The sequence below is a fragment of the Pectobacterium odoriferum genome, from assembly GCF_009931295.1.
Taxonomy (GTDB): domain Bacteria; phylum Pseudomonadota; class Gammaproteobacteria; order Enterobacterales; family Enterobacteriaceae; genus Pectobacterium; species Pectobacterium odoriferum.
The window spans coordinates 281,703-293,860 of sequence record NZ_CP034938.1 but is presented as its reverse complement, the minus strand read 5'-3'; the positions used below and the strand labels follow the sequence as shown (position 1 = coordinate 293,860).

General features: G+C 44.7%; 11 protein-coding genes and 1 pseudogene. 4 read left to right on the top strand and 8 right to left on the bottom strand.

Features of this window, described 5'->3' with window-relative positions:
- The 8 genes from EO763_RS01275 to EO763_RS01240 form a co-directional block, all read right to left on the bottom strand.
- On the bottom strand, nt 1-1,281 hold the full coding sequence (locus EO763_RS01275; protein ID WP_161527835.1) for a TadA family conjugal transfer-associated ATPase: 1,281 nt from the start codon (nt 1,279-1,281) through the stop codon (nt 1-3).
- Nucleotides 1,282-2,403: a CpaE/TadZ family protein gene (locus EO763_RS01270; protein WP_161527834.1), complete on the bottom strand. Its 1,122-nt coding sequence runs from the start codon at nt 2,401-2,403 to the stop codon at nt 1,282-1,284.
- 5 nt (nt 2,404-2,408) lie between these two features.
- A complete protein-coding gene (locus EO763_RS01265; RefSeq protein WP_161527833.1) occupies nt 2,409-2,885 on the bottom strand; it encodes a hypothetical protein in 477 nt (158 codons plus the stop codon).
- A complete protein-coding gene (locus tag EO763_RS01260) occupies nt 2,882-4,231 on the bottom strand; it encodes a type II and III secretion system protein family protein (protein ID WP_244322039.1) in 1,350 nt (449 codons plus the stop codon). Before EO763_RS01260 ends, EO763_RS01265 begins: the two co-directional genes overlap by 4 nt.
- Before the next feature lie 47 nt (nt 4,232-4,278).
- Complete coding sequence (locus EO763_RS01255; RefSeq protein WP_161527832.1) at nt 4,279-5,109, bottom strand: pilus assembly protein CpaB; 831 nt, start codon at nt 5,107-5,109, stop codon at nt 4,279-4,281.
- A gap of 24 nt (nt 5,110-5,133) precedes the next feature.
- Nucleotides 5,134-5,568 (bottom strand): prepilin peptidase, encoded by a 435-nt coding sequence (locus EO763_RS01250; RefSeq protein ID WP_161527831.1) that lies wholly within the window; start codon nt 5,566-5,568, stop codon nt 5,134-5,136.
- Between the two features lie 76 nt (nt 5,569-5,644).
- Complete coding sequence (locus tag EO763_RS01245) at nt 5,645-5,872, bottom strand: Flp family type IVb pilin (protein WP_161527830.1); 228 nt, start codon at nt 5,870-5,872, stop codon at nt 5,645-5,647.
- A gap of 167 nt (nt 5,873-6,039) precedes the next feature.
- The gene (locus EO763_RS01240; protein WP_161527829.1) at nt 6,040-6,615 is read right to left on the bottom strand and encodes a winged helix-turn-helix domain-containing protein; all 576 of its coding nucleotides are present in this window, start codon (nt 6,613-6,615) and stop codon (nt 6,040-6,042) included.
- A 1,275-nt stretch (nt 6,616-7,890) separates the two neighbouring features.
- Here EO763_RS01240 and EO763_RS01235 point away from each other — a divergent pair.
- The 4 genes and pseudogenes from EO763_RS01235 to EO763_RS01220 all read left to right on the top strand — a co-directional run bounded on the left by EO763_RS01235 (nt 7,891) and on the right by EO763_RS01220 (nt 12,121).
- A pseudogene (locus tag EO763_RS01235) lies at nt 7,891-8,664 on the top strand (IS30 family transposase).
- Between the two features lie 259 nt (nt 8,665-8,923).
- Complete coding sequence (locus tag EO763_RS01230) at nt 8,924-9,691, top strand: amino acid ABC transporter substrate-binding protein (protein ID WP_039470294.1); 768 nt, start codon at nt 8,924-8,926, stop codon at nt 9,689-9,691.
- 355 nt (nt 9,692-10,046) lie between these two features.
- On the top strand, nt 10,047-10,712 hold the full coding sequence (locus EO763_RS01225) for an amino acid ABC transporter permease (protein WP_010300238.1): 666 nt from the start codon (nt 10,047-10,049) through the stop codon (nt 10,710-10,712).
- A 383-nt stretch (nt 10,713-11,095) separates the two neighbouring features.
- The gene (locus EO763_RS01220) at nt 11,096-12,121 is read left to right on the top strand and encodes an amino acid ABC transporter substrate-binding protein (protein WP_039507240.1); all 1,026 of its coding nucleotides are present in this window, start codon (nt 11,096-11,098) and stop codon (nt 12,119-12,121) included.
- The last annotated feature ends 37 nt before the right edge of the window (nt 12,122-12,158 follow it).

Here is a 12,158-nt window from a genome sequence, read left to right as displayed (position 1 = left end):
CTACTCCATGCCGAAAATTTGTTTCAACTCTCGGTTTAAGTTAAACATGATGGAATTTCTCATCACGGCAGAACGCATCAACAAACCATGATTCACAAATTCCCCTTTTATTGCTCCCTGTTCATCTCGCTCAGATTGGCTTTCAAAAGAGAAAATATCCTGAAGAATAACGCAGTCTCCTTCAATGCCCATAACCTCACTAATGTTCATTATTTTTCGAGAACCATCATTTAATCTTGTTGCCTGAATAATAATGTTGACAGCGGAGACAATATTGCGCCGGATCGACTCGATAGGAATGTTCATTCCAGCCATCATCACCATGTTTTCCAAACGAGAAATAGCATCGCGCGGATTATTGGCGTGAAGCGTAGACATGGAACCATCATGGCCGGTATTCATCGCCTGTAGCATTTCAAATGATTCTTCACCGCGACACTCCCCCACGATGATGCGATCTGGCCGCATCCTCAGAGCATTAACCAACAAAGAGCGCATCGTGATCTGTCCCGTGTTTTCTACCCCTGCCAGACGCGTTTCCATCCGCAGAACGTGCGGCTGCATTAAACGCAGTTCAGCCGCATCCTCCATCGTGATAATTCGCTCTCCTGGATCGATATATTTGGACAATGCATTTAACAGCGTGGTTTTTCCTGAGCCAGTTCCCCCGGAAATAATAATATTTAACCGGCAACGCGCGGCAATAATGAGAAAATTGGCCATTTGTCCACTCATCGCACCAAACCGGATCAGGTCCGCCAATTCGATATTGCTTTTACTGAACTTACGAATGGAAATCGCAGTGCCATCCAGTGCGATAGGCTGAGTCACTACATTAAGACGGCTACCATCCGACAGGCGGGCGTCTACCAGCGGTTGACTTTCATCCAGTCGTCGGCCCACTTTCTGAACCAAACGTTTAGCGATATCAGTCAGTTGTGCATTATTGATAAAGCGAAGATTGGTTAGCTCTAACTTACCACACCGCTCGATAAATATATTTTCAGGGCCATTAACCAAAATATCGTTGATAGTTTCATCTTCAAGCAGCGGACGTATCGGACCAAATCCCATAATCTCATCAGCCATACACTCCGCCATTTGCAACTGATCGTGGTTATTAATATAGATATTTTGCTGTTCGACTACCCGCTCCAGCAGCCGATTCATTTCTATTAATAACTGAGAACGGTCATGTATAAGATGTTCCAGTTTATTCAGTTCTATATTTTTAATTACGCCATCACGCAATATTTCTTGTAATTCAATGCTCATATCCATTTAGGACTTCCTTTTTAGTTCTGTCGGCCAGCCAAATCGAATTCCTTTTTCTTCAGTAGATCCACCTAATATCTGTTGAAGCAACATTTCCAATTGATTTCTTTTTGAGCGCAACCCAAATACTGAAAACCAGATATCCGTATATGAAGAACACCAAGGAAAAATAATATCCACCTTACGTCCCAACAATAATTGCAGATCCTCCACATCCAGCATATTTGACGTAACAGGCCGACTATCCTTCAGGCAGAGCAACAGACGCCGGGGCGTATTGTGAGTACGGCTGATAGCATCGTGTATCTCAATAATCTGCCGCACCATCCGCACTGATGCCATCGAACGATCCAGCGTAAGAACCAAACATGCAGTACACTCTACGATCTGCCGCAGGTGCTCTTTTTCTGAAGAGTTGATCGACTCTTCAAAAATAACGAAATTGTATTTCTCGAAAGGTTCGTTACCCAGATCTGGGAAAGTCGTATCCGTCCAGCTCATCGCATCCAGGTTTTGGCTAATGGGTGTCAGGCTCTGGGTAAACTTTTTTTCAAATAACAGATCGATATCATTTGAGCCGGATTTTCCCTGAATAAACAGCGTGGGTTTTTGGCGTAGCTGCACCAGCCGATTAACTAATTGATAGGCAAGAGTGGTATTACCGACCCCTCCCTTACAGCCTAGAATCCCGATATTGACCGATGAGCGGCGAACTTTCACCGCAGCCCCTGAGATAGCAGCCGGTATTAACTCTTCAGCCTGAGCATGAAGGTAGAAATAATGAATACCATAGCGAGCAAACTCCTGCGCCATAGTGATTGAATCACTGTCTCCCACCGCGCAGCACCAAACGCCACGCGGCACAAAACCCTTAATCGACAGGACGACATCATCAACCTGATACGATGCTCCTATATCAATAATGACACCCCAGGAATGCGCAGAAAGCGATATATCACTCACCTGCCCTGGTCGCCATGCTACATGTTCAATTTTACTGAAGCCAGCCTGACTGAGTCTTTGGCCGATCTGCTCATTAACCACATCGCGGATGGAAAGAATATAAAACACCTTATCCGCAGGAGATGCTTTCTCTTCTTTTTTTTGGGGAAATAACAACATCATCATTATCCTTAAAGATGAAACTTATTTGGGTTGATGATGATGCTGCTACGAGTATTATTTACAGCGCACCCCAGCTCATCCCTATTATTAAATCGATAATTTTGCGCAGCGTAATTACATTCAGGCAGCCGGAGAACAACCTGACGAATCCATATATTCAGCCCACTGACGGCCTCCCGTTGATAACCACCACTTTCCTGTATTAGCAAAATACGTTCCGGTGAGATCCCTTTTCCAATCAGCATGCTGCGCAACGTCTTCGCACTACTGGCGAAGCGCCCATCCGCCCATACCAGCCGGATAATGTCCGAAAAGCCTTTTCCAGTCTGCGCCATAATTTGGCCTGCCATGACCTCAAGCGCTATCTGGCCAGTTTCATTTAATTGCAGCTTATGCTCATTAACACGCGGGATTCCCCGTGAATCTGCATGAGCAGTCGACATCATTGCAATAACGGTAAATAACAGAAAATAAAGCGCCTTCATTTAATAAATCCCCCCTGTTCAATAAATTCTTGAGCAAGTTTGCGATCGCGAAAGTTGCTGATGCCATCGACATTGAAAAAACGAGCCCAGGTAGAAGTACGTTGAAAATCGGGCAAAACGACGTCCCGCGCGCCTACCGGTTTGACGAGGTTCACCGTCGCGACCACGACGAGTTCTCCACGACGACGGGAGGTTTCCGCATGACGGAATAGGGAGCCTAAAATAGGAACATCGCCGATAAACGGCACTTTGGACAACGCTTCACGTTCGTTATTGCTGATAAGCCCGCCCAGCAAAAAGCTCTCACCATCTGCTAGCTCTACGGTAGTACGGGCACGGCGCGTTTGGAACGTGGGGAAACTGAAGTTGGCGTTAGAACCAAAGGTTTTGTCTATATTGCTGACCTCTTGTCCCAGCACGATACGAATACGGTTGTTGTTACTGACTTTGGCACCGACATTGAGCTTGATACCAAACTCTTTGTACTGCACGTTAGTCCCGTTGTTGTTGCTGGATGTGACAACCGGCACCTCACCGCCGACCAGAAATTCCGCCGTCTCTCCTGAAAGCACCGAAAGATTGGGTTCCGACAGCACTCGGGCGACAGAATCATTACTGATGGCGTGCACCAGACCAGTCAAGGTATCAGCATCAAACTTAGTAAAGCGGAATGTCCCTGCCGCTGCCCCAAGCGTTCCCCAATCAATACCGATGTTATCAGTGAATTCTTTGGTCACTTCTACTACTGACAGCTTTACATTGACCTGATTAGTGGTATGCAACCGTAGCTTATTAATCACGCCCTTATAACTCACCTCCTGTAACCAGGTACTGTTGCCTTGCTCCGTACCGCCGCCAAAGCGGCTGTCACCACCAATAGCTGAAGCATCCTTTTTCGTTACTATTTGCTGAGCACCAACGCCTTCCCCCACGATCTGATACACCCTATCGCGGTCTTCTTCTGTCGCGACGGTGCCGCTAATCACATAGCTTTTCCCCATGTTTTGAATGGTGACTTGGCTATCCGGTGCAATCTCCGTGATATGCTTTTGTAATCCACTTAGCAGCCCATCAACGACCAGCGTCTTTTTCATGATTTGTTCGCCATTTTTATCGAACACTGCTAACTCGGATCGGCCTTTATCTTGCGCATAGATAATAAGCCCGCGATCGCCAATCAATTCATAATCCACCACGTTAGGCGCCGAGATAAATACGGTATCGATATCTTCTTTTACCTGAATGTTTTGTGCTTCCCCCGGAGCCATATATATCTCTAGTGCATAGCTGGCAGGCACTAGAACCATTGCCACCAACGCCACAGAGATACGAAAAAGAGTGGCCATAGACCCTAACCAGCAGATCGACCATTTATGCTTTTTCATAAAAATCATCATTTCCCTCCCCTTAATTCGTTAACCTCTTTGAATTGAGGTAAAACCTCATCAGTTTTTATTTTATTCTTATTAGCCATGCTGCTCTCAGCAGGGAAAAGTAAAATCTCCCCCGTATTCTCAACAACTCTCATATCAGCCAATTGTTTTTGATTCATACGTAAAATAATTTTTCCAACATATTTTTTATCATCAAAAGAGTTGTCATTATCTTTTTTATCCGATCGCTGAATATTAATAATGCTCAATGGGCTAGTGATTCGACCCAAGGCATATTTATACATAGAGGGTCCGGCACCATTGCCGCCGCCACCTTCTTGTAATTGCATCAACTCATCATTATTCCCTCTCATTTTATTCACATCAATAACTCGGATGTAAAGTACAACCTTATCGCCAATAGATAATGAGGAAAGCAAATGCTCTTCCTGAGGAGTAACCTGATAACCGTAAGGTAATTCATCTTTTCTAAGGCTATTCATAAGGAATGTTTTACTCATCGGTGATTCAACTGACTTAGCAATAATTCCACTATTTTTAGCAAGATGATTACGGACTAAGAAGCCATTAAGGTTGGATGACCCAAGAGTCAAAATATCTCTTTCATCATCACTACCTTTATCAACCTCAATAGTTCTCAAACGATAATCATTAACATCAATAATGTCATAAGGATTGAGATCTCGTAATGCTTCAGCAATAGTGATGGACTTTGTATTAACCGTTGCAACCTCAGATTTAGGGCTGTCATCAGCCCCACCTCTAAAAATCCCCACCACTCCGATAGCGATTACTGCTACAGATAAGAAAAATAACACTCTGTGATTCATTAATACTCCTTTTTCAATGAATGGTTACATCGACATATTGAACAGCAAAGTAAAAAGAAACGCTGATGAGATAGCGACTCCGTATGGAATACCAAAGCGTCGTATTGAGTCATTAAAAATTATCAGACAGGCTATCGCGATCACCCCGCCAAAAAATGCAGTAAAAAATAAAAAGAAAGCCAGTGATGAATCGGACAATCCGAGAGAAAGTACCGCCATCAATTTCACATCACCGCCACCAATAACATCGAAGAAAAATAAAAAATACCCGACTAACAGTATACTGAGTGCAGCGGTAAAATTGGGTAACGCTTGCTGGGTAACTGCCAAAGACAAGATAATAATTAACAATAGCAACAGGCTTTTATGGGATATTATTCGCAAACGAACATCCTGAAAAGATATAAACCCCAGCACTAAAAAAAACAATAAAAAGTGAATAGATGCCCAATTTTCCATGGCTATCAACATTTATAGAGTGAATGTTAAAAGTGCAAGTAACTTTATCCCTTGCACTTTGTAGTAGTAGAAAATATTATTTAGACACCGTCACAGTTTTAATTGCCTCAGATATTTTATCAAATGTACTTTTCAGCGAACCGAGGAAGCCAGAATTCTGGTCACCCAATACAAAAGCCAGCAACGTTGCCATCGCAACACCAATCAATGCATACTCAATAGCCGTCACACCACGAGTATCTTTAAAGAACTTCTCCATGCTAAGTTGAGCCGCGATAAAATATTTAGTAGTTAACTGGTTCATAAACAATTCCTCAATAAAATAGATTAATCTTCTGCTAAAAAGACACATACACAATGTAACATAGATGTATAAACCAGAGATTGGTTTATACATCTAATGCTACTTTACAAATCATGTAATTGTCCTTTTTGCTTTCACATTAAATTTTAATAATTATCATCTAAACATTATTTATGAAAAAGAAGAATAAAAAAAACAGTCAATGTCGTAAGCCAACATACTGATGATATTGCCAGAATACTTATTATTTTGTTCCAGGTTGGCGAGTTGCACCATTCAGATAATTTCTTCTTTTTAGGAGAAGTACTGTGATTCTCTAAAGAAAACACCTTTGATCTTACTGGTGAAACCACTGTCATCTCATCAGGAAGAGGATGTTCGATAAGATATTCATCCAACGATCCCTCTTGTACAGCTTTCCCTAGGAAAATAACGCCTTTTCGGGGAACCGTCTTGATCAACTCACCAGATAGACCAACAAGCTCAAGGGCTTTTCTGAGGATATATATCTGGCCATAGTAGCTGCTATCCGTCACCAAGCCACGCTGTTCATGCCAGACCTGACTAATAATCTCCTGCTTATCAGTTTCCCCCGTTACTAATAAAACAAGAAACCGATAGCTATTTTCAGACAAACTGGCAACGATCCCTGACTCGCTAATAACACAACGTTTTCCAGGCATAAACCGTACTCCGTTATCAAGAGTAAAAATAACATCATCGTATTTCTTTAACTGCCACATCTTATACGGCTCCATGTTTTCTCATGTGATTGAGTTTGTTCATTGAGTAAGGACTGGTGTCAGTTCTAATGGGCATTAGATCTAATGATACGCATACTTTACTCTTGGTAAAAACAGAAAACCCTCATTTAGTCCCAAGAAAACTCATTAATAGAAAATATAAGCATTCCGAGACAAAATTAAACCACCGTTTTAAATATATGGATGATATCGAAATGAAATAAAAATCAATAATATAACCAAATAACAAATGAGATAGAGAATACAACGATGTCACAATCACAATAATAAAGAGGATTGTAAGACCACCTTCAATATCGTGTGCTACGGTAAATACGTTTATATAATCACTACAGTTTTTAATGATGGCGGGTTCCAGCAGTGCAGGCACGAGAAGAACGCCATCTACGGATGGGTGCAGATACACCAGATATGTCAGCCACTGTGAGAGATCATCGTTACAGTGGCTCCATATGCTACACATAAAGAAAAGAATTATGTTGAATGAGTGGCAGTGATAGCATCAATTCATTTAGTAAATATCATAATCCCCTTAATGACGAATAATAATAAGTGTAAGCAGTTAACATAATTCTCTACCAAGTATCAGAAATAATTGGAAAAAACCAACACGCTTAGCCACATATCCACTGTCATTGGATAAGAACAACGCCCATTTTTACATCGTTGACTTGCTATCCGGATGGTTAACATTATGCGATTACAAAAGTGACCATCAAAATAAGGTTTATATACATAATTTTTAATATTTTACTCGTAACACCTTGTCTATCATCTTATTTCTATATTTTACGTTTCCCTTGCCATCAGTTCACTTTCCTTGTGCTGAGTAATACAGTGACGTGTATCCACACTCACCGTCGATAACACGCTGCCCTCGGCGCTTCTCTCGTGTATCGTGCATCTCTGGTCTTGAGCATACAATTTTTATATTTATTTGACTGTGGCACATTAAAAACTGGGTACGAGCAAGTCACTAACAACCAAATTAATGTAACAGTATTAAAAGGATTATTTTTAAACAAAGAATAAACAGTCACACCGCGAGGTGTAACAAAAAATTTCAAAAAATAAGGATATCCTTTTAAAAGCACAGAAACCGTTGTCTCAACCGACCATACCCATTCATAATTTCTATTGTTCGTGAATTCAGATAATAAGTGCACCGCTCGGTCTTGACTGGCTGGGAGTGAGGAATAGAAGTTAACTGCCGATAAGTTATCTCATTCTTCCGACCAAAGGCGAGCGAGTAACATGAAGTATCGGCAGTTAACCGAAGGCACAAGATACCAGATTGCCCTGTTATATAAAGAAAATAACAGCCTCAGTGAGATTGCCAGGCGTGTTGGCGTCAACAAGTCCACGGTATCCCACAAGGTCCGGCGAAACACGACTGGGCTAGAAGTGGAGCACAGAGCAGATTAGCGCTATCGATAAGCGCGTTGGCAAGCCTGTCAGCCATGAATGGATTTACCAGTATGTTCAGTGGCGGCGAGCTGTACAGGCATTTGCGACAAGGTAAGCGGCGTTACCGCAAGGGATACGGGAAGAAGCGCAACCCGATACCGGATGCGGTCTCTATCGAACAGCACCCGGCTGTCGTTGATGAGCGTAGCCGCCAAGGAGACGGGGAAGCGGCTCTGGTACTGGGTAACCAAGGCACGGGTGCGATAGTGATACTGGCCGAACGTAAGAGTCGTATTTATCTGACGAAAAAGGTGTTTTCGAAAGACGCAAGGGAGGTCAGCGAAGCGATTATTGCCCTGCTCAGCGACTATAAAGAGGTCTGCCACACCCTGACGTTTGACAACGGACGGGAGTTCAGTGAACACAAGGCAATCGGGGTGGCGCTGGAAGCAGAAACCGACTTTGCCCATCCTTATGCACCACATGAAAGTGAGTTGAATGAGAATACAAACGGCCTTTTAAGGCTGTTTATTCCGAAAGGAACAGACCTGAGAACAGTGTCAGAAGAAGACTTAAAAAGCTATCAGGGTGCGCTGAATAGCAGGCAGGCCGCGTAAATGACTTGGGTTCAGGCAACCATCGAAAGTGCTTGAGGAATTAAGAATAGGGCTTAGCGTTGCACTTCAGTGTTGAATTCACCGTTTTCCCTCTGGCATGGCTAAAACCAAGACGTGGAACCATATTCTCAACATATGCACTATATTCACTTCTGATATAAATCATCACACAACGTGATTTATACACAGATGTTTTGTAGCGTAGATTCATTATCAGCAAAAGTTATAAGCGCATCACTGCACACTACTCACAGGAATTCATAATGAAAAAAATACGTTTTGCTTTACTGACCAGCGCCTTGCTTGCTACCAGCGTATTCGCTCATGCAGATGACCTTAGCGCCATCAAGTCCGCAGGGGTTATCAAGATCGGCACAGAAGGCACCTACGCGCCTTACACCTATCATGATAAATCAGGCCAGTTGGTTGGCTTCGATGTGGATATTGGCCGCGCAGTGGCGGAAAAACTTGGCGTGAAAGCCCAGTTCATTGAAGGACGTTGGGACGGTTTAATCGCCGGTATTGATGCCAAACGCTACGATGCGGTCATCAATCAGGTTGGCGTAACCAAAGAGCGTCAGGCTAAATATGATTTCTCCAAGCCTTATATTGATTCCAAAGCGGTGCTGGTTGTCCGTGGCGATAACACCACTATCAAAGATTTCAGCGATCTGAAAGGCAAAAAATCTGCCCAGAGCCTGACCAGTAATTACTCTAAACAAGCCACCAGCTACGGTGCGGAAATTGTACCAACGGACGGCTTTAACCAGTCTCTGGATCTGGTTCTCAGCGGCCGTGCCGATGCCACGTTGAACGATAACCTGTCATTCCTGGATTTCAAAAAGCAGAAGCCGGATGCCAACGTGAAGATTGCAGCAACCTCAAAGGACGGTGAGCCTTCCGCCATTCTGGTACGTAAAAATCAGGCGCCACTGGTGGAAGCATTGAATAAAGCTCTGGATGAAATCAAAGCAGACGGCACCTATAAAACGATATCTGTGCGATACTTCGGGGAGGATGTTTCTCAATAATCGCACGGTTACCAGAGCGCGTTGTGATAAACAGGACTGTTATATACCCTAAATAATTCGAGTTGCGTGACAAAATGTTAGCGTTTTGAACAACGCTATGCGTTGACCCTTTAGGGCAAGGCTCATTTATGGCCTTGTAACGCGGCAACCGCACGAGTCCTCAGGAGCTTACAAAAGTAAGTGACTGTGGCGAGTAAGGACAAATTGGCTTAGTCAATTTGAACGCCGCTTGCGGCGGCCCTTCAGAGCGAGGCTCAGAGATAAGCCGAGTATTGCCAACGCACAAGCAGCTTGAAGTATGGCGGGTATCAGCGCGCTCTGTAATTAGAGCATATCTTTATCGGAGCTCGTTTTCATGCCGCCTTGGCTACAACTCATGGCAGACTCCTTCTGGAGCCTGCTGTCTGCGGGACTGAAATTTACCGTCCCTCTGGCTATCCTGTCTTTCATCTTTGGCTTAGCTCTCGGCATTATCATCGCGCTGGTTCGCCTCTATGGCCCAAAGCCGCTGAAATGGGTGGGTGATTTCTACGTTTGGGTTATTCGTGGAACGCCATTATTGGTTCAGCTTTTCCTGATTTTTTATGGACTACCCAGCGCGGGGATTACTCTGGATGCCTTTCCGGCTGCCCTTATTGGTTTCACTATCAGCGTGGGTGCCTATAGCTCGGAGATCGTCCGTGGGGCAATATTGTCTGTCCCAAAAGGCCAATGGAATGCCGCCTATTCTCTCGGTATGAACGGAAGGCAGGCGATTCGTTGGGTCATCTTCCCGCAATCCGTTTTCGTGTCGCTGCCGCCGCTCTCCAATACGTTTATTTCCTTAATCAAGGATACGTCACTGGCCGCCGTCATCACCGTGCCAGAGATGTTTTTATCCGCTCAGCGTATCGTTTCGGTTACCTATGAACCCTTGATTCTGTATGTTGAGGCTGCGCTGATTTATCTGATGTTCAGCACGGTGCTAAGCCAGCTACAGGTTAAGCTCGAAAAGTACTATCAGCGCCACATCACACAGTAACGCCTCCTGCATCAGCCCACGCAATCCGCTGGGCTGATGACACTTACCACTTACCACATTTCTCATTTCTCATTTCTCCCTGCTTAACAGTAATCCCACACCTGAAAACATGCGTACAGGCTGAAGATGCCCCACTCTCTCCATTTTGACGCACCAAAAAAGGGCGCGCTGCCCTCTTTGCATTTGTCACGGTGCGCACATACCCACTTAGAATTACCTACTTAGATCAATAAGCCTTTCCTTTCGTCTTCATTATCAAGCAAATAGAAAATTGGCATTTTATTTGCTTCGCTCTGCTCACGTCGGCATCCCGACAGACAGGTATGGTGCACCTTATTGTGTACTTCAAAAAACAGCAAATAACTCTAGACGCTAGGATGATTATGAAAAGAATAGTGATTTCTACTCTGGTTGCTGGCGCGTCACTCTTTGCCGCCATCAACCAAGCCCATGCAGGTGCAACGCTGGACGCCATTCAGAAGAAAGGATTTGTGCAGTGTGGTATCAGCGATGGCTTGCCCGGCTTTTCCTATGCGGATGCCAGTGGCAAATACTCCGGTATTGATGTTGACGTGTGTCGCGGCCTTGCCGCAGCCGTATTCGGCGATGCCAATAAAGTCAAATACACGCCGCTAACGGCGAAAGAGCGCTTCACTGCGCTGCAATCCGGCGAAGTTGACGTGCTGTCACGCAACACCACCTGGACGTCCTCCCGCGACGGCGGCATGGGCATGCTTTTTACTGGCGTCACCTACTACGATGGCATTGGCTTCCTGACGCACAACAAAGCAGGCTTAACCAGCGCCAAAGAGCTGGATGGCGCAACCGTTTGTATTCAGGCCGGCACCGATACCGAGCTGAACGTCGCTGACTACTTCAAAACGCATAAAATGCAGTACACACCCGTCACGTTCGACCGCTCCGATGAAAGCGCCAAAGCGCTGGAGTCTGGCCGCTGCGATACGCTGGCATCAGACCAGTCACAGCTGTACGCACTGCGTATCAAGTTGAGCAAACCTGCTGAGTTTATCGTCCTGCCAGAAGTGATTTCTAAGGAACCTCTGGGTCCGGTGGTACGCCGTGGTGATGAGGAGTGGTTCGCAATTGTACGCTGGACGCTGTTCGCCATGCTGAATGCCGAAGAGATGGGTGTGACCTCGAAAAACGTCGACCAACTGGCAGCAAAACCTACCACGCCAGATATGTCTCACCTGCTTGGTCATGAAGGCAGCTACGGTAAAGATCTCAAATTACCGAACGATTGGGCATTCAAAATCATCAAACAGGTCGGCAACTACGGCGAAGTCTTTGAACGTAATGTCGGCATGGGCAGCGAGCTGAAAATTAAGCGCGGCCTGAACGAACTGTGGAACAAAGGCGGGATCCAGTACGCGCCAGCGGTACGTTAATTATCAGAAAAAACCGGGCGCAGTGTATGGCTGCGCC